Genomic DNA, 24,511 nt, shown 5'->3' with positions numbered 1-24,511 from the left:
ACATGAAGATCGTTGCGTTCACATGGGCTTCACGTACGGGACCCAAGTCCCACGTTTTTCCACGGTGTCGTCGCAGGTCAACCGCCCTTTTCGGGCAGGCGCACGGAGGAGGGCGCGCGGGGACCGGGGGTCGGACGCGCCCTCCTCCTCGCCAGGGACGCGTCCCCACGCCCCGGCGTTGTGCCCCCTGCTGCCCCGACCGGCCGCACCTGCCGGTAGCCCGGGGCCATGCCCGCAATCCCACTCCCCCCGGAGGCCGCTTTCGCGGGACTTAGGTCACTGCGGACCTGCGCGTTCACCGGAACGGCGGCTCACACGAGCTCGACGGAGGGACGCAGCCGGGCGGGGGTCCAGCGCTCGCGGCCGCGCGCCGCCAGGCACGTGAGACCGAACGCGACGGCGGCGGTGCCGAGCAGCAGCGCGACGTCGACCCAGACGTACGGTGTGAGCGGCCCGCCCGCGACCGACCGGCGCACCGCGTCGTTGGTCCAGCTCATCGGCAGGAACGGGTGGACGGCCTGGAAGAACGGCCCGAACGTCTGGATCGGGTACGCACCCTCGCCCGCGGCGACCTGCAGGACCAGCAGGATCACCCCGACGAACTCGCCGACCAGCCCGAACGCCGCCTTGAGCAGCTGCACGAGCGCGACGAAGCACACCGCCGACGCCGCGAGCACGCCCAGCAGCACCCACGGCGCGTCCGGGCCGACCCCGACCAGCAGCAGGGCGCCGAAGAGCAGCGCGGCCTGCAGCAGCACCACGGCACCGCCCGCGAGCAGCGGCGGCCCTGCCACGGCGAGCGGTCCCGCGCCCCAGAGCTGCCCGCGGCGGTCGAGCGGCGACAGCACGAGGAAGACGAACACCGCGCCGACGAACAACCCCAGACCGGCGAAGTAGCTCGTGAACCCGTCGCCGAAGTGCGCGATCGGGTTGTCGCGGACCCGCTCGACGGTGACCGGACGGGACAGCACCTGGCCGAACGTCTCCCGGTCGACCTCCGTGATCGGCACGTCGAGCTGCTCCGCGGCCTGCGCGAGCCCGTCGGCGAGCTGCTGCGCGCCGGGGGCGAGCTGGTCGGCCAGCACCGTCGCGAGGTCCTCGGACCCGTCCGCGACCGACCGCGCGCCGTCGGCGAGCGCCTGGCCCTGCGCGTTCGCACGGTCGGCGGCCGTGACGGCCTCCCCGGCGAGGTCCGACAGCGCGCCCGCGTCGTCGGCGATGTCCGCGGCGTCGTCCGCGGCGTCCTCGACGGCCGGCACCACGGTCGCCTCGAACGAGTCGCGGATCTCCGCGACGCGCGCCGCCGCGTCCGGCTGCCCGGCGGCCGCGAGCTGCTGCTCCAGGGCGGTGAGGCGCGCCGACACGTCCTGCGCCGCGTCCGCCGCGCCCGACGTCCGCGCCGCGACCGACGCCGCCACGGTGGCGAGCGAGTCGGCGAGCGCCGGGACGTCCTGCACCGCGTCGTCGACGTCCGCGAGCGCGTCCGCGACCTGGGTGACCCCGTCCGCGACCTGCGCGGCACCGTCCGCGACCTCGCGCGCCGCGTCGGCGGCCTGCTGCGTGCCGTCCGCGAGCTCCTGCGCGGACCCGCCGACCTCGCCGCCGGCGTCCTTCGCCTGCCCGAGCAGCCCGTAGACGACGTCGAGGTAGTCGGCCTGGACCTGGCTGCCGGCCGTGCCCTCGACGGCCTCCGACGCGTCCTGGGCGAGCACGCCGACGAGGTAGTTGCCCGCGTCGTTCGTGCGGACCTCGATCTGCGCCTGCTGCGGGTCGGCGCTCGACAGCGACGCGACCTGCGCGGAGAACTCCGGCGGGATCGTCACGACGACGTAGTACGTCTTGTCCTCGAGCCCCTGGGCGGCGGTCTCGGCGTCGGTCGCCGTCCAGTCGAGCGTCCCCGACGTGAGGACGACGCGTTCCAGGTCGTCACCGGCGGCCAGGTCGCTGCCGTCGACCGTCTGCACGGGCTCGTCGAGGTTGACGAGCGCCGCGGGGATGTGGCCCGACCGTGCGTACGGGTCCCAGTAGCCCCACACGAGCACGCCGCCGTAGATCGCCGGCACCGCCAGCACCCCGACGAGCACGACCGCGGCGAACCGGTCGCGCACGAAGCGGGCCAGCGTCAGCAGGGCGGCCCTCACGCCGGACGCCCCAGGACGCGCGTCGCGGGTCCGGCGTCGGGCGGGCGGAAGTCCCCGGCCGTCACGACCAGGACCGTGGACCCGTCACGCGCGAGCCGCTCCGTGAACGCGGTCATGGCGTCGCGGTCCTGCGCCGACCCGGACGGGAACGGCGCGACGACGACCGGCGGGTCGCCGGCGACGGCCGCGACGAGGCCCAGGAGCGCCTTCTGCGACGCCGGCAGGTCGTCGGCCGCCTGCCCGACCGTGCCGGCCAGCCCCGCGTCCGTGAGCAGGCTGTCGAGTGTCTCGTCGTCGAGCCGGGAGCCCGCCCGGCGGTGTGCCTGCCGGACGACCTCGCCGACGCGCGCCCGGTCCTCCAGCAGCCGCAGCCGGGGCACCCAGCCGATCCCGACGACGCGTCGGACCGCGCGTCCCGACCGGCGCGTCGCGTCGCGCGGGTCGACGACGTGCACGTGCCCCTCGTCGACGGCGAGCCGACCCGCGAGCGCGAGCGCCGTCGCGTCGCGCGCGACCGGGTCGAGCGTGACGAGCCACGTGACCGTGCGCGCCGCGAGGCTCAGGTCGAGGCCGCGGACCAGCCACCGGGCGCGGTCGCGGACGCCGACGTTCGCGGCCTCCAGGACGGGCGTCGAGGCGTCGGGGACCAGCACGGCCCCCACGGCGGCACCGACGGCCGCGGGCGGCGACGCGGCGGGTGGCACGGTTCGCGGGAGCGGCGACGTCGGGGCCGCGGGCGGTGGCACGGCCGGGACGGGCTCCGTCGCGCCGCCCGGGGCCTTCGCCTGGCTCGGCAACGGAGCAGCGGGGACGGCGGGGACGGCGGGCTCCGCGGGCGGTCGCTCCGTGTCGTCGGCGGATGCGTCGGGCTCGGCGGCGGGCGCGTCCGGGCCGTCGCCGGACTCCGCGTCGGCGGGCGTGCTGTCACCTCGGCTGTCGCTCATCCCGGTCCCCCCGGTCGGACGTCGCACCCGAGGTCAGCCAAGCACGGAGCGCCCCGTGCCGCGCGCAGAGGGTGGTGCGACGCTCGTCAGGACGGCCTGCGGCGCACGACGACGCGCGCGGCTGCGCCCGCCACGAGGAGCCCGAGCGCGAGGACGAGGAGCCCCGCGCCGGGGCCGCCCGTCGTCGCGAGCGCGGCGTCGCCGCCGGGTTCGACCGGCGGCACCAGCGGCGGCACGGGCGGGGTCGGCGGACCGGGCGGCCCGGGCGGGTCGACGCCCGCGTAGACGTTGAGCACGGTGCACGTCACGTCGGCCTCGGCCGTGACGACCACCGTGTCGCCGAGCAGCGTCGCGCCGTCGCAGGTCCACTCCTCCTCCCGGTAGCCGGCGGGACCGTCGAGTCCCTCGGCGAGCGCGTACACGCCTGGCACCACGGGGACGTCGGTCACGGCCGCGCTGCCGGCGGGTCCCTGCCACGAGCCGCCGGTGCCGCTGGCGAGGAGCGTGAAGTCGGCGGGCTGCGCGTCGCCGCCGAGCACGGCCTTCTGCAGCGTGAGCGTGCCGCCGATCCACGTGTTCGTGACGGTGCAGGTGACGACGTCGTTCTCGGCGAGCGTCACGGTGCCGCCGGTCACGGGGTGGTCGGGCCCGCAGTCCCACGCGGCGAGCTCATAGCCCCGCTCGGCGACGACGGTCTGCGGCACCTCGGCCAGCGCGTACGTCCCCGCGGGCAGGACGCCCTGCACGCCCGACGTGCCGGAGACCGCCCCGGTGCCGGGCGCCGAGGCGACGAGCGTCCAGTCGGCCGGGGAGGCGACGCCGCCGTCGACGACCTTCTGCAGCGTGACCTGCGCGCGCGTCCACCGGTTCGCGGCGGTGCAGGTCACGTCGTCGCCGAGGTCGAGCGTCACGTCGCCGCCGACGACGGGCACGGTCGCGCCGTCCGCGTCGACGCACGTCCAGCCCTCCAGCGCGTAGAACGGCGGGCCGAGCTCGAGCAGGCGGTACGACCCGACACGCACGGGCACGCCGGTCACGGACACGGTGCCGGTGCTGCCGACGAGCAGGTCCTGGTCACCGATCGCGAGGAGCGTCCACGCCGTCGGCGCGGCGGGCCCGCCGCCGGTGTTGTCGACGGTCTTGGCCAGCGTGAGGCGGGGCGACTGCGCGGTGTTGACGATCGTGCACTGCACGTCCTCGGTGAACGGCGAGCCGTCGAGGTTCGTCGCGGGGATCGTCACGGTGTCGCCGACGCTGGGCAGACCGCCCACGCCGAAGGAGCAGATCCACGACGACGCGTCGTACCCGGCGACCGGGTCGGGCGTCTCGCTCAGGTCGTACGTGCCGGGGACGACCGCGGCGACGGTCACGGACGGGTCGCCGGTCTGGCCGACGACGGTCACGGGCCCGGCGGCGGTCAGCGTGAAGTCGTCGGGTGCGAGGGTGCCGCCCGCGCTGTTGTCGACGACCTTCACGAGCGTGAGGTGGGGCTGCGTCGCGGTGTTCGTGATCGTGCAGGTCACGTCCGCGCCCGGCCCGACGGTGACGACCGAGCCCGCGAGCGGCGCGGCACCGCAGTCCCAGGCGGACGCGGTGAAGCCGGCGACGACCGACTCGCTCAGCACGTAGTCGCCGGGTGGCACGTCGACGGCCGTCACGGCGGGCGCGCCGCTGCGGCCGGCGAGGCTCGCCGGACCGGTCGCGGTGAGCAGCCACGTGCTCGGCGGCGTGCCGCTGCCCTCGACCTCCTTGACGAGCGTGAGGGTGCCGCCGGTCCACGTGTTCGTGACGGTGCAGACCACGTCGACCGGGTCGACGATCGTCACCTGGTCGCCGACCGCCGACGCCCCGGTGCAGGTCCAGGCGCTCGCGGTGTACCCGGGGACCGGGTCCTCGCCCAGCGACCACGTCTGGCCGGTCTCGACCTCCACCTGCGTGACGGCGTCGGAGCCGGACGTGCCGACCACGACGACGCCTTGGTCGCTGACGGCGCGGAGCGTGAAGTCGTCGAGCGTCGCAGGCCCGCCGACGACCTGCTTGACGAGCGTGAGGCTCGCGTCCTCGATGGTGTTGGTGATCGTGCAGGTGACCTCGGCGCCGGTCGCGACGGCGACCTGGTCGGTGCCGGTCCCCCCGGACGAGCAGACCCAGGGCGACGCGACGTAGTTCGCCGGGCCGCTCTCGCTCAACGTGTACGTCCCCGCGGGAACCGGGACGGACGTGACTGCGGGCTGCCCGCTGCGGCCCGTCACGGTGACGGGACCGGCCGCCGTCAGCGTCCACGCCCCCGGGACGACGGTGCCGCCGATCACGTCCTTGACGAGCGTGAGCGTGCCGCCCGTCCACGTGTTGGTGACGGTGCAGACCGCGTCGCCGTCGCCGTCGGTCAGGGTCAGCGTGCTGCCGCTGACGGTTCCCCCGGTGCAGGACCACCCGGACGACGTGTACCCGGCCTGCGCGACGGGGGTCGTCGCGGTCTCGGCGAGCGTGTACGTCCCCGACGGGACGGGGACCTCCGTGACGCTCGGGGACCCGGAGACGCCCTGCACCGTCCCGGGCGGCCCCGTCCCGGACAGCAGGAAGTCCGCGGTGGTGGCCGGGCCGCCGACGACCTCCTTGCGCAGCGTGACGAGGTGCGGCGTCGGCTCGGACCGTGCGTTGGTGACGACGCACTCGACGTCCTGGCCGAGCGACACCACGACGCTCGACGGGCCGGTCTGCGTGCCGCCGGTGCACACCCAGTCGCCCGCGGTGTACCCCGACGGGCCACCGGTCTCGGCGAGCTGGTACTCGCCGATCCGCACCGGGCCGGTCGCCGTCCCCGCGCCGGTGACGGTCGTGGGCCCCTGCGCGGTGAGGGTCCACGCGGTGGGCGACGCGGGGCCCCCGGTCACGACCTTGCGCAGCGTGAGGCTCGGCTGGATCGCGTCGTTGCGGACGGTGCACGTGACGGTGCCGTCGGCGGGGACGGTGATCGTGGGCGTCGGGTCGGTGAACGTCCCCGCGGCGCCGCAGTCCCAGCTCACGAACGCGTACCCCGGGACGCCGCCGGACTCGCTGATCGTGTAGTCGCCCGCGGGCACGACGAGCGACTGCACGCCGTTGAGGCCGTCGCCGGTGAACGTGTACGCCGGGTCCTCGGTGTTGACCGCGGTCATCGTCCACAGCTCGCGGCGGCCCTCGCTCGCCCCCGTGTCGAGGTTCTCGATGCGCTTGAACAGGGACAGCCGACCGGTGACGTCGGGGTCGACCTGCGCGGCGGCGGGCGACGCGACGAGCCCCACCGCGGCGAGCACCGCCGCCAGGACCACGGCGGCGACGGGCAGACGGCGCACGACTCCTCCCCCTGCGGGCCGGAGGCCGACGTCGACCCGCCGTGCCGCGCGCTGCTCGGGGCACGTGACTCGACCATCGCACAGCGTCGGATGCACCGCACGACCCGGACCGGGCGGGACGTACCGCCACGGTCCGGGTCGTCCGGCTCACTCGTACGCGACGGCGTCCAGCACCTTGAGCCGGGCCGCCCGCGTCGCGGGCCACAGCGCCGCGAGCACCCCGACGACGACCGCGAGCGCGACCATCCCGCCCAGGTTCGCCCACGGCACGGCGAGCTGCGAGAGCCCCTCGTCGGCGAACACCGTCGGCAGGGTCGCGGCGAGCGCGACCCCGACGGCCAGCCCGAGGACGGTCCCGAAGACGGCCGTGAGCACCGACTCGACGGTCACGGTCCCGGCGAGCTGGAGCCGGCCGAGGCCGACCGCGCGCAGCAGCCCGATCTCGCGGGTCCGCTCGATCACGGACAGCGCGAGCGTGTTGACGATGCCGAGGACCGCGATGACGACGGACAGCCCGAGCAGCGCGTAGAGGATGACGAGCACCTGGTTGACCTGGTCGGCCAGGCTCGACACGAACTCGTCACGCGTGAGGACGGACACCACGACGTACGGCGCGACGGTGTCGGCGACGGCCTCCTGCAGCGCGGCGGCGCTGACGCCCGACGCGGCGGACACGAGGATCGTGTCGACCTGCTGCTGCGCGGGCGCGACGAGGCCGTCGAGGACCTGCTGGTCGACGACGAGCGGCGAGCCGAGGACGTTCGTGGTGAAGACGGCCGTGACGGTGAGGTCCTGCGGGCCGTCCGTGCCGCCGACGGTGATCGTGTCCCCGACGCCCCAGCCGTGGTCCTCCGCGGCGGCCTCCTGGACGGCGACCTGCCCGGCGCCGAGCGTGTCGAGCGTGCCGTCGACGACCTCGACCTCGACCGACCCGTTGAGGGTCCCGTCGTCGACGCCGACGACGTACTGCACGGCGGGCGCGTCGTCCCCGCTCGACACCGCGAGCGGCGCGAACGCGATCGCGTCGGACCGGCCCGCCTCGGGCAGCGCGGCGACGTCGGCGACGGCACCGGCGGGGATGACGTTCGTCGCGGACCGCACCACGACGTCGGCGTTGGTCTGCGCCTCGACGACGCCGGAGACGGACTGCTGCGCGGTCACCGCGATGACGGAGACGGCGCCGACGAGCGCCATCCCGATCATGAGCGCGCCCGCGGTGTTCGCCGTGCGACGCGGGTTGCGCACGACGTTGCCGCGCGCGAGCCGCCCCACGGGTCGCAGCAGCCGCACGAACGGCCACGCGAGCAGCCCGACGACCGTGCGCGCCACGACGGGTGACAGCATGAGGACGCCGACGAGCACGCCCGCCGCACCGACGCCGAGCGCGACCTCGGCGCTGTCGGCCTCCGGCCGCAGCATCGCGACGGTCAGCGCGGCCCCGCCCAGGAGGGCGACGGCGAGGCCGCCGACGGCCCGCCAGCGCAGCGACCGCTCGGGGGTCGTGACGTCGTCGCGCATCGCCTCGACGGGCGGGACGAGCGCCGCACGCCGGGCGGGCAGCGCGGCCGCGAGGACGCTGACGACGGTGCCGACGACGAGCGACACGACGATCGTGGTGGCGTCGACGGGGATGTCGCCGACGAGGTCCATGCCGGCCGTGCCGAGCGCGACGCGCAGCCCGGACACGAGCCCGAGCCCGCCCGCGATGCCGACCGCGGAACCGACCAGGCCGACGACGGCGGCCTGCACGAGCACCGACGCGAACACCTGCAGCGGCGACGCCCCGACGGCGCGCAGCAGCGCGAGCTCGCGCATGCGCTGCCGGACCGACATCGCGAACGTGTTGGAGATGATGAACGCGCCGACGAACAGCGCGATCCCGGCGAAGACCAGCAGGAACGTCGTGACGAACCCGAGCTGGCTCGCGATCTCCTCCTTGTTCTCGGCCCGCAGCGCGTCGCCCGTGACGACCTCCAGGCCGTCGCCGGCCAGCGGTTCGAGACGGTCGACGAGCTGTGCGACGGTCGTGCCCTCCGCGGCGTACACGGCGATGTCGCCGACGCCGCCGTCGGGCGCGAGCACGTCGAGCCCGGTCTGCGCGTCGACCAGCACGATCGTCGCGCCGGCCATCGGCCCGCCCAGGTCGACGCGGCCGACGACCTCCACGGGCACGACCTCGCCGCCCAGCACGGCGTCGGTCGTGTCGCCCACGGCCAGGCCGGAGGAGTCGAGCGTGGCCGACTCCAGCGCGACCTCGCCCGGGCGCTCGGGGCCGCGGCCCTCGACGACGTCGAGCGACGGGTCGTCGGGCACGTACATGACGGCGAAGGACGGTGCCTGGGTGCTCTGCACGGCGGTGCCGTCGGCGCCGACGAGCACGATCGGGCCCTGGACGCCGGCGACGGCGTGCGCGACGCCGTCGACGTCCGCGACCTCGGCGACGAGGTCCCGCGGCACGCTCTCGCCCGTGGCGGTGGCCGTTCCGGTCACGACGGACGACCCCTCGGCCTGCTGGACGCGGACGTAGGCGTCGGCGGGGGCGGCGGCGTCGACGATGCCGTCGAAGGTCGACGACATCATGGTCCGCAGCGCGAACGTGCCCGCGACGAACGCGACGCCGAGCGCGACGGCCAGCAGCGACAGCAGGAACCGCACCGTGTGCGCGCGGATCCCGCGCAGCGCGACGCGTCCCATCAGAGGGCCGCGGGCTGGACGGCCGCCACGGGCGTGCCGTTCGAGGTGGCCGGACGCGCCGGGCGCAGCGCCGCGAGTGCCGCGAGCACCGAGTCGGCGGTCGGGTCGACGACCTCCCCCACGAGGCGCCCGTCGGCGAGGAACAGCACGCGGTGCGCGTACGACGCGGCGGTCGGGTCGTGGGTGACCATGACGACGGACTGCCCGAGCTCGTCGACGGACCGGCGCAGGAAGCCGAGCACCTCGGCCGACGACGTGGAGTCGAGGTTGCCGGTCGGCTCGTCGGCGAACACGACCGCGGGCCGGGTGACGAGGGCGCGCGCGCACGCGACGCGCTGCTGCTGCCCGCCGGACAGCTCGGACGGCTTGTGGTCGAGGCGGTCCGCGAGACCGACGGCGCGCACGACGGTGTCGAGGTGGGCGCGGTCGACGGGTCGCCGCGCGATGTCGAGGGGCAGCGTGATGTTCTCGAGCGCGGTCAGGGTGGGCACGAGGTTGAAGGCCTGGAAGACGAACCCGAGGCGGTCGCGGCGCAGCTTCGTGAGGCGCCGCTCGTTCATGCCGGACACCTCGAGCCCGTCGACGACGACCGTGCCCGCGTCGGTGCGGTCGAGCCCCGCCATGCAGTGCATGAGGGTCGACTTGCCGGACCCGGACGGCCCCATGATCGCCGTGAGCTCGCCGCGGCCGAAGTCGACGTCGACCCCTGCGAGGGCGTGCACCGCGGTGTCGCCCCTGCCGTACGTCTTGACCAGCCCGCGCGCGCTCGCGATCGGGGTCGTGTCCCTCGTCATGTCCTCCGCCTCTCCCCGCACGTCGTCCGACGTCCGTGCTCACCTCACGGCACGCCGACGCGTGCCCGCCACGGACGATGATCCTCGTGCGGCGGGGTCGGGGACATCGGTGACGTCCCTGGTCAGGCCCTGGTCGGACCCTGAGCGGCGTCGGGCGTGCCCCCGGGGGCGGACCCCGGGCCGACGTCGCCGGTGCGCACCGCCGGCCGGTACGGCTCCTCCCGGACGGCGTGCGCGACGACGAGCTTCAGCACCATCACAGGTCCGAACCACGCGAGGCCCTCGGGCGTTCCCGCGATGGGGGCCGCGACGAGCGCGACGGTCGCGAACCCGAGCGCGACGGGCCGCTCGAGGTAGGCGGGGACGGACCGGACGACGATGACGCCCGCGACCGGCACGAGGTACCACCACAGCGCCCACACCCACGTCGCGTCGGGCACGACGGCGGCGAGGACGAACGGGTGGACGTGCAGCGCGGTGAACGCGACGTGGTCGTGCAGCACGCGGTCGAGCCGGGTCACGGGCGGCGCGAGCGGGGAGTGGTACAGCCGCTTGGCGGAGCCGAGGGCGTTGGCCGCGACGCCGCCGGTCACGTCGAGCGCGACGAGCAGCACGACGGCCCACGTGAGCCAGGACCAGTCGTCGGGTGCGGTCAGCACCAGGACGCCGACCGCGAGCGCCGTCGTCGCCCACACGACTCCGCGTTCCGCGCGCGTCGCGCCGGTGCCGAACAGCCAGTCGCGCGGGCCCGGCGGGACCGCCCAGTCGACGGGTGCGGCGCGGGTGCCGCCCGCCGCGGTCGCCTCGTCCATCCGTCCGTCCTCTCCCCCTGTCCGTCCACCCTGCGCCGTCGTGGGCCGGTCGTCCACGTGTGGGCCGTTGGCGCAGGTCAGGACGGTTCGTCGCGGTTGTCCGCGACCGGACGGGTGACGCGGCGTGTGACGTCGGTCGTTGAAGGTTCAAAATTCGCGCGCGGGACCGGACGCTTGTCCAGGTCCCCGAAGACATCGCGGGTCTGCTCCCCGACGAAAGCTGTGGCCCCCTCATGCCCACCGGCCCCCTGGCCCCGTCCGCGCCCCCCACCGGGGCCCGCCGGCCGGCCCGCCGCACGACCGCCCTCGCGGTGCTCGTCACGCTGCTCCTCGCCCCGCTCACGGCCCTCGGCCTCGCGAGCCCCGCCGCCGCCGCGACGTACCGCGCGTTCGAGCCCGTGTTCTCCGCGAACACCAACGGCGACGTGCTGCTCGCCGCGAACACGCTCATGTCGTGCAACCCGACGACCGGCACGGGCGCCGCGACGTGCCTCACCGCGCGGGCCGCCACGACGGGCAACTACTCGAACAACAGCTACGCGTCGCAGTTCGTCGACGTCGACGCCGACGCGTTGACGTTCAACTCCTCGTCGTCGGACGTCACCGTGCCCACCGACGGCACCGTGCTGTTCGCCGCGCTCACGTGGGCGGGCCGGACGGCCGCGACGTCGGCCACCAACGCGGACCTCGGGCTGCGCGGGACCGCGCGGTTCAAGGCGCCCGACGGCGCCGGGTACCGCACCGTCACCGCGAGCCGGGTCGACTCCTCGCCCGACCACGCCTACCAGTCGTACCTCGACGTCACCGCGATCGTGCGCGCCGCGGGCAGCGGCACCTACTCCGTCGCGAACGTGCAGTCGTCCTCGGGCGGGACCAACCAGTACGCGGGCTGGTCGCTCGTCGTCGTGGTCTCCGACCCGGCCGCGCCCGCGCGCAACCTCACGGTCTTCACCGGGTTCGGCTCGGTCGCGAGCGGCGACCCGCTGCCCACGTTCACCGTGAGCGGCTTCCTCACCCCGCCGAGCGGTCCCGTCAAGACGACGCTCGGCGCCGTCGCCTACGAGGGCGACATGGGGCTGACGGGCGACGCGTTCCAGCTCAACGGCACGACCGTCACCGACGCGATGAACCCCGCGACCAACGCGTTCAACTCGTCGATCGGGCGGCGCGGCGCGCAGGTCACGACGCGCAACCCCGCCCACGCCAACCAGCTCGGCTTCGACGCCGACCTGTTCCTCGCGGACGGCATCCTCGGCAACAGCACGACCAGCGCCACGATCACCCTCACGACCGACGGCGACCAGTACTACCCGGGCGTCGTCACGTTCGCGACCGAGCTCTACGACCCGAAGCTGCTCGGCTACAAGTCGGTCGTCGACCTCGACGGTGGTGCGGTCGTGCCCGGCGACGTGCTGCGGTACACCGTGCCGGTCGAGAACATCGGCCTCGACACCGCCGCCGACTCCCGCTTCTTCGACGCGATCCCCACGGGCACCACGTTCGTGCCGGGCTCGCTCGTGGTCGACGGCGTCCCGCAGACCGACGCCGCCGACGCGGTGGACGTCGGCCACTACGACGGCTCCGAGAACGGCCACGTCGTCGCCCACCTCGGGGCGGGCGCGACCTCGGCCGCGGGCGGCAGCATCCCGATGACGTCGGGCACGCCGCAGCACACCGTGTCGTTCGACGTCACGGTCGACCTGGACGCGACGAACGCGCAGCAGATCGTCAACGGCGCCGCCATGACGTACCGCGGTGCGACGACGTACGCGTCCGCCGCGTCGGCGTCCAACGTGCTGATCGACCCGGTCGTCGCGGCGCCGCTGCCGGGCGGGAACCGTCCGCCCGTCGCGACGCCGCACGTGCTCACGTTCTCCCCCACGCAGAGCCAGCGCGCGATCGACGTCCCGGTGCTCACGGGTGACACCGACCCCGACGGCGACACGCTGACCGTCGTGGCGGTGACCGACGCGGCCGGCGGGAGCGTCGAGATCCGGCCCGACGGCACCGTGCGGTACACGCCGCGCGACGACTTCGCCGGTCGTGACGTGTTCACCTACACGATCCAGGACCCGGGCGGCTACCGCGCCACGGCCTCCGTGCAGATCGAGGTGCTCAACACCGCCCCGAACGCCGTCGCCGACACCGCGACCACGCGCGGCGCCACGCCCGTGGACGTCGACGTGCTCGTCAACGACGACGACCCCAACGGCGACACGCTGCGCCTGCGGTCCGCCGGCCCGACGAGCGCCAACGGCGGCACGGTCACCGTCCTCGACGACGACACCGTGACCTACACGCCGCGCGCCGGCTTCAAGGGCACGGACACGTTCGAGTACGTCGTCGAGGACTCGCGCGGCATGACCGACACCGCGGTCGTGACGGTCACCGTCACCAACAACGCGCCCGTCGCCGTCGCCGACTCCTACACGGTCAACACGGGCGCGTCACGGTCCGTCGCGCTGCTCACCAACGACACCGACGCCGACGGCGACACGCTCGGCGCGGTCCTCGTCACCGGTCCGTCGCACGGCACGCTGACGCTCAACCCGAACGGCACCGGCACGTACACGTCGAGCGGTTCCTACCGTGGGACGGACTCGTTCACCTACCGGGTCTCGGACGGCACCGCGCAGTCGAACGTCGTCACGGTCACCTTCACCGTCAACGGCGCCCCGACGGCCGGCGACGACACCGCGACCGTCGCGGCCGGGCAGACGTCGGTCGACGTCGACGTCCTGACCAACGACGCCGACGCGGAGGGCGACCTCACGGTCACCGTGACGGGCGCCCCCGCGCACGGCACGACCGCCGTGCAGGCCGACGGCACCGTCCGGTACACGCCGACCGCGGGCTGGGCGGGCACCGACCGGTTCACCTACACGGTGACCGACGAGGGTGGGCTCACGGACACCGCGGAGGTCGTCGTGACCGTCGCGAACACCCCGCCGGTCGCGGTCGACGACACCGCCAGCACCGCCACGAACACGTCGGCGAGCCACGTCGCCGTGCTCGCGAACGACACCGACGTGAACGTCACCGCGGGGGTCGCCGGGCAGTCGCTGCGCGTCGTCTCCGCGACTGCCGACCGCGGGACGGTGGACGTCGAGACCGACGGGACGCTGAGCGTCCATCCGCCGACCGGCTTCTCCGGCACGATCGTCGTGACCTACACGGTCGGCGACGGGGCCGGCGGCACCGACGTCGGCGAGCTGCGGGTGACCGTCGCCAACGGCTCGCCGTCCGCGGTCGCCGACGGCCCGGTGAGCACGCCGACCGACCGGTCCGTGCTGGTCGACGTGCTCGACAACGACACCGACCCGAACACGGCCGACGTCCTGTCGATCGTCCCCGGCTCGGTCACGACGCCGCGCGACGCGGGCGGCACCGCCCGCGGCACGGCCGTGATCGAGGACGGCGAGGTGCGCTACACGCCGCCGACCGGCTGGGCCGGCACCGTGACGTTCACGTACGACGTCACCGACGGCGACGTGACGGCCACCGGCACGGTCACCGTGACCGTCGCCAACGCCGCGCCCGTCGCGGTCGACGACACCGCCTCCACGCCCTCGGGCACGGCGGTCACCGTGGACGTGCTCGGCGACGACACCGACGCGAACATCCCCGGCACCGACCAGGTGCTCACCGTGACCGGCGCGACCGCCGACCACGGCGCGACCGTCGTCGTCGAGGCCGACGGCCGCCTCACCGTCACGCCGGCCGCGGGCTTCGCGGGCGACGTCACCGTCACCTACACGGTGTCGGACGGCGCGGGTGGCACGGACACCGGCACGCTCGTCGTGACCGTCGCCAACGCGGCACCCGTCGTGCCCGCCGTGAACGGCACGACGCCGTACGCGACGCCCGTCGAGCTCGACCTGCTGGACGGCGTCACCGACGCCAACGGCGACCCGCTCACCGTGACGGTCGGCACCCCCACCGGCGCCGACGGCACGACGCGCGGCACCGTGACCGTCACGAACGGCGTCGCGACGTACACCCCGCCCGCCGGGTACTCCGGCACGGTCACCTTCACGTACACCGTCGACGACGGGACCGACACGACCACCGCCACGGTGACCGTCGTCGTCGGGAACGCCGCCCCGGTCGTCGTCAAGGCACCGACCGGCCGCTCCACCGTCAGGACGGACGCCGGGTCCGCCGTGACCGTCGACGTCCTGGCCGGCGTCACCGACCCCGACGGCGGCACCGTCACCGTCGTCGACGTGAGCCAGCCGTCCTCCGGCACCGTGACGATCGTCGACGGCAAGGTCGTCTACGTCCCGGCGCCCGGGTTCACCGGCACCGTGACCTTCACCTACACCGTGGTCGACGACCAGGGCGCCCGCACCACGGGCACCGTCACGGTCGAGGTCGTCGACGGGCGGGCGGCCCTCGCCACGACCGGCGCGGACGTCGCGTGGGTCGGCGGGGCGGCGCTCGTGCTGCTGACCCTCGGTGCGGCGCTCGTCGTCGTCCGCCGCCGCCGGGGGGTCACTGCCGCCTGACGTCGCGCCACCGCAGTTCCGGAGCCCGGTCCCCTCAGGGGCCGGGCTCCGGTGCCGTCAGGGCGGGTCACCACGGCCGGTCGCACGCGCCGGCCCGGGGCTCGTGCGGCAGCCGTCGGTCGTCAGCCGTCCGCGGTCGCGAGCGCGTCGTCGACACCCGTCTCCCGCGGACCGCCCAGCGCGGGCGGTCGGGACGTCACCGCGTCCCACGCCGCGCGCAGCGACGCCGGCACCTCGCGCACCCGGTAGACGACCGCCTTGCCCGGCTCGACGCTCGCCGCGGACACCCCGACGCCCGTCACGTCGATGCCCGCCTCCCGGCACGAGAACAGCATGCGGCGCAGGTGGTAGCTCTGCGTGACGACGACGGCCTCCTCGACGCCGAACACGTCGTGCGCCCGCACGCAGGTGTCGTGCGTGTCGAGCCCGGCGTGGTCCCGGACGATGCGGTCGGCGGGGACGCCGCGCTCGACGAGCCAGTCGCGCATGGCCGTCGGCTCGTCGTGCCAGCGCGTGCTGTTGTCCCCGCTGACCAGCACCACCCGGACGGTGCCGCGCGCGTAGAGGTCGGCCGCGGCGTCGAGCCGCCGTCGCAGGTACGTCGACGGGCTGCCGTCGGGCCGCAGCCCGGCGCCGGGGACGATGACGACGGGGGTGTCCGGGACGTCGTCGACCGACGCGCGCACGCCCGACTGCCCGACGCCCTGCACGACGAGGAACGTCCCGAGGACGGCCGCGCCCAGCACACCCGCCCCCACCGCCACCAGCCTGCGCACGCTCGCCACGGCCGCGATGCTAAGCCGGGGTCGGGCCCGTCCGGGCCGGAACGGCCGCCCGGCTCAGGTGAGCGGGGCGCGCCACGTCGTCGAGCGGGTCAGCGCGACCGCGTCCAGCGCGCCGAGCGGACCCTCGACCGAGCGGCGGCGGTCCGCGGCCTCGGCCGGGAGCCACACCGCGGCGTCCCGGTGAAGGGGCAGGACGCGCAGGGTGACCCGGTCGGCCTCGGCTCCGGGCAGCACGTCGAGGTCGACGTCCCACGGCGTCCCGTCCCAGAACCGGTCCGCGACGACGCGTCCGTCGACGAGGAGCTGTGCGACGTCGCCCGCCCACGCCACGTGCAGGTGCCGGACGGTCCCGTCGACGGGCGCGCCGACGTCGGCGAACCGGTGCTCGGCCGCGAGGTCCGCGACCCGGTCGGCGGTCGGCGCCGACGCCCGCCCGTCCCGCTCGCCGTACGACACGGCGGGCTCACCGGCGGCACGGACCTGCGTCGACGCGACCGCCCCGGCACCGACGGCCTCCGGGGGCGCCCCCGTCGCGGCGCGCACGTCGAGCCGACGCCAGCCGTCCGGCGTCCACCGGTGCACGACGGGTGCGGCGGCGGCCCGGACGACGACCTCGTCGTCCTCGAGCCACAGGGGGTCCACGCTGCGCAGCAGCACCCGCCCGTCGGGCCCGTCGAGCACCCACACGCGGTCGGCGTCGACGGCACCGACGACGAGCACCCGGGCAGCCGGGCCGTCCCCGGCCTCGGGAGCGCGCAGCTCGACGAGCCCGCCGGTCCGCTCGTCGACCGCGTGCACGCCGGGGGCGACGGCCCAGCCGTCGCCGGACACCCGCACACCCGGCGCGACGACGACCTCGACGGGCACCCCGGGCGACGCGAGCAGCACGAGCGTCCCGTCGGGCAGCGTCGTGAGCGCCGACGCGGTGGCCCACCGCAGCCGCACGGACCCGCCGCGGGCCGTGGGCAGGTCGAGCCCGAACGGCCACCGCGCGAGCGTGCCCGGGGGCACGTCGACGGGTCGTGACGGCAGCACGAGCGGCCCGTCGGGCAGGTCGACCCGGACCTGGACGCCGCGCAGGGTCGGCAGCGGCACGTGCGGCTGGTGCCAGACGACGAAGACGAAGCCCGTCCCGTCGGCGGCGCGGACGGACCAGCGCAGCGTGCGGCTGTCGTCGACGCCGGAGGGCCGGTCGTCGGGGAGCGTCGACGGCATCGTCGCGAGCGTCGGCCCGAACGCCGCGAGGAACGCGTGCTGCGTGCGCAGGGCGGCGTGGGTCGGGGCGAGCAGCCCGGCGGCGCCGACCGCGGCGTGGAAGTCGTAGTCGTAGGTCGGCAGGTCGTTCGGGTAGCCGGTCGCGTGCGACTCCTGGAGGTCGGGGCCGGGGTTCGTGCCGCCCGCGTACATGTAGTAGCCCTGCCAGGCCGACCCGGACGCGACCTTGCCGTGCGCGACGGCGGCCACGTCGAGCGCGGAGGGCACCGGGCGGCGGTGGTACGTCGTCGCCATGCCGCCGCCCAGCTCGCACGTCGCGGGCGGGAACGCCGTGTCGCGGTCGACGGTCGCCGCCCCCTCCTCACCGCGCACGTCGGCGCCGATCCCCGGGTCGTCCCACGTGTGCGACACCTGGTAGTGCGCGCGGAACGTGTCGTGCCACCCGGCGTCGGCGTCGACCCAGAACCCGTCGCCGTACCCGCCGTACAGGGGCAGCACCTCGCCCGCCGGGAGCTGGGCGCCGCCCCACGCGGTCGCGGTCCACAGCGGCGCGCTCAGCCCGGCCTCGCGGGCCAGCCGCTTGAGCGTCGCGAGGTGGCCGGGCTGGTCGTAGAGCTCGTTGTCGAGCTGGATGCCGAGCACCGGCCCGTCCGGACCGCACAGCGCGCCGAGCTCGGCACCGAGCCGCCCGAACCACGCGCGCACCAGGTCGAGGTAGGCGGGGTCGTCCGTGCGGTGCCGCACGGGTGCGTCCTGCACCCAGTCGGGGAGTCCGCCGTTGCGGACCTCGCCGTGGCACCACGGCCCGATCCGCAGCACGACGTGCAGCCCCTCCTCGGCGCACGTCCGGACGAACGCGGCGACGTCGAGCCCGTCGTCGAACCGCGCCGCGCCGCGCACGGGCTCGTGGTGGACCCACACGACGTACGTCGCGACGACGTCGACGCCGCCCGACCGCACGAGTCGCAGCGTCTCCCGCCACCGCGACCGTGGCACGCGCGAGTAGTGCACCTCGCCCGACACCGGCACCCACGGCGTCCCGTCGCGCTCGACCCACCGCGACGTGAGCGCGAGCCCGGGCCGGCGGTCCTCGTCGTTCGCCATCGCCGGGCGGGTCAGCGGCTCCGACCAGCCGGTCGGGCGCACGCGCGGGAGGTGGTCGGGCACGGGCGGGCTCCTCGTCGTCGGGGGCGTCGCCGACCTGTCGAGCGGCGGCCGGCGACACACTCTCGCACGTTCCGGGCGTCGACTGTGCACGGTCCCACCCGGGCGGCGGAGCGTGTCGACGCGTCAGCCCGCGGCCGCCTCCGCGTGCGCCCCGGCGAGCGCCACGTCCAGGTCATCGAGGATCTCCCGGCACCGCGCGACGTCCCACGGCGTGCCCGCGAGCTCGAACTCGAACAGCACCGGACGGCCCGACCGCTCCGCGATCTCGCGGCACGCCCGCTGGTAGTGCGTGCCGAAGTTCCGGTTGCCCGACCCCATGACGCCGACCAGCGCGCGGCGGTTCACCGGCGAGCGCAGGAACCGTCGGACCGCCTCCGGGATCGTGTCGTTCGCCGGGTTGCCCGTCTTGTACGACGGCGTCAGCAGCACCCACGGGCCGTCGACCTCCGACGACCGGTGCTCGCGCTCGGCGAGGTTCCGCACCGGCCGGTCCAGTCGCTCCGCGAACGCGCGCACGAGCCCCGACGTCGACGAGTAGTAGTAGACAGGCGTCCGTCGCACGCCCTGCCCCTGTCGCACACCCGGCTCGCTCGGCACCCCGCCATGCTCACCCGGCCCTCGGCCCGGGACGTAGGACCCAGGGCCCGGGCCTCTGCCCGCCGCGGCGTGCCGTCGACCCGCGAGACACCGGGTATTCGGCTGGCCCGGCACGCCCGGACGTGCCCACGATGCCCACGTGCTGACCCTGAGCCAGATCCGCGCCCTGCGCCGGACCGTCGACGACGCATGGCGGTCGCCCGTCGCCGACGCCGTCGCGGCCGCGTGGGGCGCGCCCCCGGGGTCCGCGCTGCTCTGGCGGTCGTCGGCGTCGCACGTCGTCGTCGCCCCCGGCGGGGTCCGCGGCACCGACCGGCCCGTCTACCTGCGGTTCGTGCCCGAGTCCGCCGACGGTGCGCGCGGCTTCGCGCGCGGGACGCTGCTGCACGCCCGCCTGTCCGCCGACCACGCCGACGTCGCCGCGCTCGTCCCGTCGTCGTCGGGCCGCCTGCTCGAGCGCGTCGCGACCCCCCTCGGCGACGTCCTCGCCGCCGCCGTCCGGCGGGTCGACGGCGACGAGACCGACGTCGACGACCTCACGCCCGACCTGGCCGCCGCCTGGGGCCGCGGCCTCGCCCGCTTCCACACCGCCGCCGCCCGGTATGCCGACGTCGTCGACACCGCGCCCGCCCCGCCGCTCGCCGCGCTGCTCGACGACCCCGACGACGCCGTCGCCGCGGCCGCCGCCGCGCTCACCCGCACCCTGCGCGACCAGCCGCCGGGGCCGCTCGTCGTCGGGCACGGCGACCACGAGCTCGACAACCTGCGGTGGCGCGGCTGGCGGCCCGTGTGCTTCGACCTCGACGAGGCCGCCCGACGACCCGCCGCCGCCGACGTCGCCGCCGCGGTCCGCGACCTGCTCGGCGCCGACCCGACCGCGCCGGCGCACCCGGACCTGCTCGACGCGTTCCTCGACGGCTTCGCGCGCGCGTCCGGGACCGTCGTCACGCCGCACGCGCTGCTGCCGCACGTCGCCGCGATCGCCGCGTCCCACCTCGTCGACGTCCGCCGGGTGCTCGACCTCCCGCCCGACGACCTCGCCGACCCCACCGACGCACCCTGGCTCCCGGACCTGGCCGACCACCTGCGCACCCACGCGGCGACGCAGCGGACGATTCTGCTCGCCGCGACCCACGCCGTCGCGTGACCGCTCGCAGACGAAGGACTTCTCCACCACCGGAAGAGTCGTACGGAAAGTTCCGCTGTTCGCGAGGAGACGAGAACTACAACGCTGTGACCTCTCGATTCGCAGAAGTGTGGCGCCCCAACTTCTGCGAATGGGCGATATCGTGGAAGTGTGGATCGATCTCGCTTCGCAGGCAGCCCGGTCGGCACACTCGTCCCGTTCGTCGGGACGGACGGTCGCACCGGAAGGCCCTTCTCCCACGTCGCATTCGTCGCCGACCCGCTGGGCGGCGAGCCACAGCTCGCCGCACGCTCCTGGCACGCGGTCGGTGAGGCGCGAGCTGCCATCGCCGCCCTCGACACGTTGACGACGTTCGTGCCGAACGCACAGCTCTTGAGAGCGCCCAGCCTGCGGCGAGAAGCCCAGAGCACCTCCGCGCTCGAAGGCACGTTCGCGCCACTCAAGGATGTCGTCGCAGGTCGTTCGACGACTACCGGCTCACGGTCGAGCGAGCTGGCCGAGGTGCTCAACTACGTCGAGGCGGCGGAGTCGGTCTTCCACGCGCTCACGTCAGGCTCGGCGCTCTCCTTCGGGCTCGTGGCCGGAGCGCATCGACTGCTCGTGCACGAGACCGAGTCCGACGGCCCGGATGCCGGCCGGGTACGCCGTGGGCACGTCGTCATCGGAAGTCCCACCGGCACGGTCGAGGACGCGCGCTTCGTTCCGATGCCTCCAGGAGCGCCGCTGGAAGCGGCCGCTCGGGACATCTTCGACTGGATAAGCACCGCGGTCGACGGCGGCGTCGACCCCGTGGTCGCGTGCGCGTTGACCCACTACCAGTTCGAGACGGTGCACCCCTTCAACGACGGGAACGGGCGTCTGGGTCGGCTGCTCATCGTGGCGCAGCTCATGACGACAGGGTTGCTCCGGGTGCCCCTTCTGACGGTGTCGCCCTGGTTCGAGTCCCGCCGGTCGGAATACCAGGATCAGCTCGCCAACGTCTCCGCCGGCGGCGGATGGGATGCCTGGGTGCAGTTCTTCGCCACTGGCCTCGCTGCATCGGCGAAGGACACGATCGCTCGGATCGAGGGGATGCTGGCGGCGCATCGCGAGGCGATCGATCGTCTGAACCGGGCCGGGATGGGCGCCGTTGCCCGCGCGATCGTCGATGTGCTGCTCGAGCAGCCGCTCATCAGCGCGTCCCAGCTCGTCGCCCGGACTGGCCGTTCGTCGGCAGCCGTGTACGCGCAGGTCAAGAGGCTCGTCGACATCGGTGTGCTCAGCGGTCCGTACGGCTCCTACGACAGGCTCTACGTCGCCGACGCCATCTGGAGTGCCACTCAGCGTTGAGCCCTCTGCCCGCGCCCCGAGGACGTCGGGCGGCTAGACCGTCGCCGGCGTGCTGCCGCGCAGGATCGACGTCATCTTCTTGCCGCGCGCGACCTCGTCCACGAGCTTGTCCATGTACCGGATCTTCTGCATGAGCGGGTCCTCGATCTCCTCGACCCGGTACCCGCAGATCAGCCCCGTGATGAGCGACGCGTCCGGGTTGAGCCCGGGCGCCTGCGCGAAGAACTCCTCCAGCGAGCGTTCGTCGGCGATCGCCGCGCGCAGACCGGCGCCGTCGTAGCCGGTGAGCCACGTGACGACCCGGTCGACGTCCTCGCGGGACCGACCCTTGCGCTCGACCTTCTCGACGTACAGCGGGTAGATGCTCGCGAAGCTCATCCCGAAGATCCGGTGCCCTGCCATGTCCGTCGCCCTTCGTCGTCGCCGGCGGCGTCGTCCCCAACCCGCCGTCCGCCCGCCAGTATCCCGCCGTCCGGCGGTGCCGGTCAGCCCCGGCGCCGCGGCCAGTCGAGCATGACGAACAGGTCCCGCTCGCCGGGCCGCCCCTCGAGCAGCGCACGGGCCAGCGCGGGCTCGCCCGCCTGCTCGCACGACCACAGGTCGAAGTCGACGACCTGCGACCACGCCGGCGACAGGTACCCGAGCACCGTGGTGCCGCGCACGACCTTCACCACGTCGTGCTCGCTTGCGCGCCAGCACCACGGCGAACCCCCGGTCGGGCATCCGCTCGCCCGCCAGCGGCGCCTCCTCGACGAACCCACGGACCCGCACGGGCACGCGGCCACCGCTCGACGGCACGAGGCGGCCGGGCAGGTCGGTCGGGGACGACCAGCGCATGCCGGGAACCTACTCCTCGACGCCGCCGCCGTCGCCGGGGACGGTCGGGACGGCCGTGGAGCACGTGGTCAGGAGCCTGCCGTCGACGAGCACCTCGACGTCGACGGTCCCGGCCCTCACCTGTTCGAGCGGGATCCTCGTCCACCCCGCCGTCACGTCGACGCTGTGCTCCGAGGTGCCCGCGGCCGTCGTGGTGCGGACCTCGAGCTGACGCGACGGGTCACCGGACGGCGCGACGTCCCGCCAGGACAGCTCGAGCGCCAGGGTCGCGGGCCGGGCCGCGCGGTGACCGCTCAACGTGGGCCACAGCCGGAGGTCGTCCCTCCACTCCCGGTCCAGGACGAGGGCGGCACCGTCGACCGTCACGGCCAGCCCGCGCGTCTGCTCCGTCAGCCCGCACTCGGCCTGCGCGAGCCGCTCCGTACCGCCCGACTGCCCCCACCGCACACCCGCGAGCACACCGACGACGACCAGCACGTACGCGCCCACGGTGACGGCCCGGGCGCGACGTCGCCGGACCGCGTCGGCGGTGTCGTGCTCCATCGGCCAGCGGGGCCGCCGGACCACGACCGTCCGGGCGAGGCCGTCGGCGAACGTCCGGCGCTCGCGGTGCCACAGCGGCCGCAGGTAGCCGATCAGCAGGATCGCGTCGAGCAGGTGCGCGAACCAGCGCCCGACCGACCGCAGCACGCCCGGCCGTCCGTCGAGCGGGAGCCCGTCGGGCGTCGCCCGCACGACCGCGACACCCATGGCCCGGCGCCCGGGCGTCTGCCCCGTGAGGCCCTGGAGCACGAGCATCGCGAGCAGCGCCCCGACGAGGACCAGCGACGACGTCCACGGCGTGCCGGCGCTCTGCGGCGTCGCACCCATGTCGAACGTCGGCTGGAGCGTGGGCGACGCGGACCCGTCACCGACCGCGAACCACGTGATCGCACCCAGCACGGCGCTATCGAGCAGCGCCGCGACGACCCGTCGCGACCAGCTCGCGTACGCAGGTGTGAGGTCGAGCTCGGCCGCGGGCGGCCGGAGGACGGGCACGGTCATGCGCAGGATCGTCCCAGGTCACCGCGCCACGCACCAGGGTCGGCGCGGACCCGTCCGCCCGCTCAGGCGGCGACCTTCAGCGTGAGAGTCGATCGCCGCCGCTCGACCGGTCGCCGTCGCCGGTCTCGCTGTCCGCGGCCTGCACCGTCAGGCAGTCCGGCGGTCGCTGTGCCACCACGGCGTCGAGCGAGCTGAGCCCGATCGGCGGTCCGTCGGCGACCGCGAGCTGTGCCGTGATGGTCGACGGCGTGCCGAGGTCGACGAGCTCGTCGACAGGGACGGTCGTCTGCAGGCGGTAGCAGAACGACTGCGCACGCGTCCCGCCGGTGACAGGAACCGGCGACAGGTACGAGGGCAGCGTGTAGGTGACGGTGTCGACGCGGTCGAGGTCCGGCGCCGCGGCGTCCACCCACACGCTGACGTCGTAGGACACCGTGCGGCTGCCGGGGACGATGTCGGCGTCGACGGCGAGCCGGTAGGTCGGCTCGACCGTGATCGTCTCGAGCGCGCGCTCCTCGTCCCCGCGCGCCACGACGAAGTCCGTCTCGCGCGGCTCGACCGCTCGCGCCTCGACGAGCACCTGGTGGTCTCCCGCCCGGACGTCGTCCAGGGTGAACGCGCCGTCCGAGCGCGTCGTCACGGAGGTCTCGCCGTCGAGCGTCACCGTCGCGCCCTCGAGCGGTGCCTCGCCGAGCATGACGACGCCCGTGACCGTGGCACGCGTCGGGGCGACCAGCTCAGCCAGGAGGTCGCCGAGCGGTGTCAGGGCCGTCACCAGGAGCGCGCCGAGGACCGCGACGACGACCGGCACCACGATCTGCGCGCGCCACGCCCCTCGCCGCGCGGGTGACGGTCGTTCCTGAGCCGGCTCGCCGCTCATGATGCCCTCGGTCCCGCGGTGCGGGCGCGTTCGCCAGCCTCACGCCGTCCTCATCGCACCTGGAGAGGAGGCATTCGCCCGCCGGGTGATACCGCCCGACGACGCACGGCTGCTGCGTCGGAGCTGAGTGCGGGGGGCGCGTCACGAGGTCGAGCCGGGATGCGAAGAGCCCCCACCGGGATGATCCGGGTGGGGGCTCTCAGTCAAACACTGACCTGTGCGCCCGGAGGTGTTGTGGTTCACGACATCGTTGATAGGTGAGTCGCGACATCGTTGATACCG

16 protein-coding genes are annotated in these 24,511 nt (G+C 74.9%); 3 read left to right on the top strand and 13 right to left on the bottom strand.

Translation table 11 applies throughout. The features are described from left to right. Positions 1-311: 311 nt before the first annotated feature. The 6 genes from OOT42_RS01675 to OOT42_RS01650 all read right to left on the bottom strand — a co-directional run bounded on the left by OOT42_RS01675 (position 312) and on the right by OOT42_RS01650 (position 10,720). On the bottom strand, positions 312-2,141 hold the full coding sequence (locus tag OOT42_RS01675; RefSeq protein WP_273653234.1) for a YhgE/Pip family protein: 1,830 nt from the start codon (positions 2,139-2,141) through the stop codon (positions 312-314). After that, on the bottom strand, positions 2,138-3,085 hold the full coding sequence (locus tag OOT42_RS01670; protein ID WP_273653233.1) for a hypothetical protein: 948 nt from the start codon (positions 3,083-3,085) through the stop codon (positions 2,138-2,140). Before OOT42_RS01670 ends, OOT42_RS01675 begins: the two co-directional genes overlap by 4 nt. Before the next feature lie 86 nt (positions 3,086-3,171). Then, the gene (locus tag OOT42_RS01665) at positions 3,172-6,420 is read right to left on the bottom strand and encodes a hypothetical protein (protein ID WP_273653232.1); all 3,249 of its coding nucleotides are present in this window, start codon (positions 6,418-6,420) and stop codon (positions 3,172-3,174) included. 147 nt (positions 6,421-6,567) lie between these two features. Next, positions 6,568-9,114, bottom strand: a complete 2,547-nt coding sequence (locus tag OOT42_RS01660; protein ID WP_273653231.1) for an ABC transporter permease — start codon at positions 9,112-9,114, stop codon at positions 6,568-6,570. Further along, positions 9,114-9,908 carry an ABC transporter ATP-binding protein gene (locus OOT42_RS01655; protein WP_273653230.1) on the bottom strand — a complete coding sequence of 265 codons (795 nt, stop codon included), beginning with the start codon at positions 9,906-9,908 and terminating at the stop codon, positions 9,114-9,116. The genes OOT42_RS01660 and OOT42_RS01655 overlap by 1 nt, the downstream gene beginning before the upstream one ends. Before the next feature lie 122 nt (positions 9,909-10,030). Continuing rightward, entirely contained in the window at positions 10,031-10,720 is a 690-nt protein-coding gene (locus OOT42_RS01650; RefSeq protein WP_273653229.1) for a hypothetical protein, read from the bottom strand. 233 nt (positions 10,721-10,953) lie between these two features. Here OOT42_RS01650 and OOT42_RS01645 point away from each other — a divergent pair, with 233 nt between their 5' ends. Beyond that, a complete protein-coding gene (locus OOT42_RS01645; RefSeq protein ID WP_273653228.1) occupies positions 10,954-15,228 on the top strand; it encodes a beta strand repeat-containing protein in 4,275 nt (1,424 codons plus the stop codon). A gap of 122 nt (positions 15,229-15,350) precedes the next feature. Here the strand turns inward: OOT42_RS01645 and OOT42_RS01640 are convergent, their stop codons facing one another. The 3 genes from OOT42_RS01640 to nrdI all read right to left on the bottom strand — a co-directional run bounded on the left by OOT42_RS01640 (position 15,351) and on the right by nrdI (position 18,956). Beyond that, entirely contained in the window at positions 15,351-16,013 is a 663-nt protein-coding gene (locus OOT42_RS01640; RefSeq protein WP_273653227.1) for a SanA/YdcF family protein, read from the bottom strand. A gap of 54 nt (positions 16,014-16,067) precedes the next feature. After that, a complete protein-coding gene (locus tag OOT42_RS01635; protein WP_273653226.1) occupies positions 16,068-18,395 on the bottom strand; it encodes a beta-galactosidase in 2,328 nt (775 codons plus the stop codon). A gap of 123 nt (positions 18,396-18,518) precedes the next feature. Then, positions 18,519-18,956 (bottom strand): class Ib ribonucleoside-diphosphate reductase assembly flavoprotein NrdI, encoded by a 438-nt coding sequence (gene nrdI / locus OOT42_RS01630; protein WP_273653225.1) that lies wholly within the window; start codon positions 18,954-18,956, stop codon positions 18,519-18,521. A 175-nt stretch (positions 18,957-19,131) separates the two neighbouring features. Here nrdI and OOT42_RS01625 point away from each other — a divergent pair, with 175 nt between their 5' ends. Continuing rightward, positions 19,132-20,139, top strand: coding sequence for a hypothetical protein (locus OOT42_RS01625; protein WP_273653224.1), 1,008 nt, complete (start codon positions 19,132-19,134; stop codon positions 20,137-20,139). Positions 20,140-20,289: 150 nt separating this feature from the next. Further along, positions 20,290-21,468 (top strand): Fic family protein, encoded by a 1,179-nt coding sequence (locus OOT42_RS01620; RefSeq protein WP_273653223.1) that lies wholly within the window; start codon positions 20,290-20,292, stop codon positions 21,466-21,468. A 33-nt stretch (positions 21,469-21,501) separates the two neighbouring features. Here OOT42_RS01620 and OOT42_RS01615 read toward each other — a convergent pair whose 3' ends face one another. The 4 genes from OOT42_RS01615 to OOT42_RS01600 all read right to left on the bottom strand — a co-directional run bounded on the left by OOT42_RS01615 (position 21,502) and on the right by OOT42_RS01600 (position 24,229). After that, complete coding sequence (locus OOT42_RS01615) at positions 21,502-21,870, bottom strand: DUF2200 domain-containing protein (protein WP_273653222.1); 369 nt, start codon at positions 21,868-21,870, stop codon at positions 21,502-21,504. 83 nt (positions 21,871-21,953) lie between these two features. Beyond that, positions 21,954-22,142 carry a hypothetical protein gene (locus tag OOT42_RS01610; protein ID WP_273653221.1) on the bottom strand — a complete coding sequence of 63 codons (189 nt, stop codon included), beginning with the start codon at positions 22,140-22,142 and terminating at the stop codon, positions 21,954-21,956. Between the two features lie 172 nt (positions 22,143-22,314). Then, positions 22,315-23,349, bottom strand: coding sequence for an RDD family protein (locus OOT42_RS01605; RefSeq protein WP_273653220.1), 1,035 nt, complete (start codon positions 23,347-23,349; stop codon positions 22,315-22,317). A gap of 76 nt (positions 23,350-23,425) precedes the next feature. After that, positions 23,426-24,229, bottom strand: coding sequence for a carboxypeptidase regulatory-like domain-containing protein (locus OOT42_RS01600; RefSeq protein WP_273653219.1), 804 nt, complete (start codon positions 24,227-24,229; stop codon positions 23,426-23,428). Positions 24,230-24,511: the final 282 nt, after the last annotated feature.

This window comes from Cellulomonas fimi, from assembly GCF_028583725.1.
GTDB lineage: Bacteria > Actinomycetota > Actinomycetes > Actinomycetales > Cellulomonadaceae > Cellulomonas > Cellulomonas fimi_B.
The sequence above is the reverse complement of the archived record's forward strand: the minus strand, read 5'-3'. Positions and strand labels throughout refer to the sequence as shown.

What these genes read in the sequence shown, in the direction of transcription:
- OOT42_RS01670 (WP_273653233.1), bottom strand. Translation starts at nt 3,085, where the DNA reads ATGAGCGACAGCCGAGGTGACAGCACGCCCGCCGACGCGGAGTCCGGC.
- OOT42_RS01660 (WP_273653231.1), bottom strand. Translation starts at nt 9,114, where the DNA reads ATGGGACGCGTCGCGCTGCGCGGGATCCGCGCGCACACGGTGCGGTTC.
- OOT42_RS01655 (WP_273653230.1), bottom strand. Translation starts at nt 9,908, where the DNA reads ATGACGAGGGACACGACCCCGATCGCGAGCGCGCGCGGGCTGGTCAAG.
- OOT42_RS01650 (WP_273653229.1), bottom strand. Translation starts at nt 10,720, where the DNA reads ATGGACGAGGCGACCGCGGCGGGCGGCACCCGCGCCGCACCCGTCGAC.
- OOT42_RS01645 (WP_273653228.1), top strand. Translation starts at nt 10,954, where the DNA reads ATGCCCACCGGCCCCCTGGCCCCGTCCGCGCCCCCCACCGGGGCCCGC.
- OOT42_RS01615 (WP_273653222.1), bottom strand. Translation starts at nt 21,870, where the DNA reads ATGGCAGGGCACCGGATCTTCGGGATGAGCTTCGCGAGCATCTACCCG.
- OOT42_RS01605 (WP_273653220.1), bottom strand. Translation starts at nt 23,349, where the DNA reads ATGACCGTGCCCGTCCTCCGGCCGCCCGCGGCCGAGCTCGACCTCACA.
- OOT42_RS01600 (WP_273653219.1), bottom strand. Translation starts at nt 24,229, where the DNA reads ATGAGCGGCGAGCCGGCTCAGGAACGACCGTCACCCGCGCGGCGAGGG.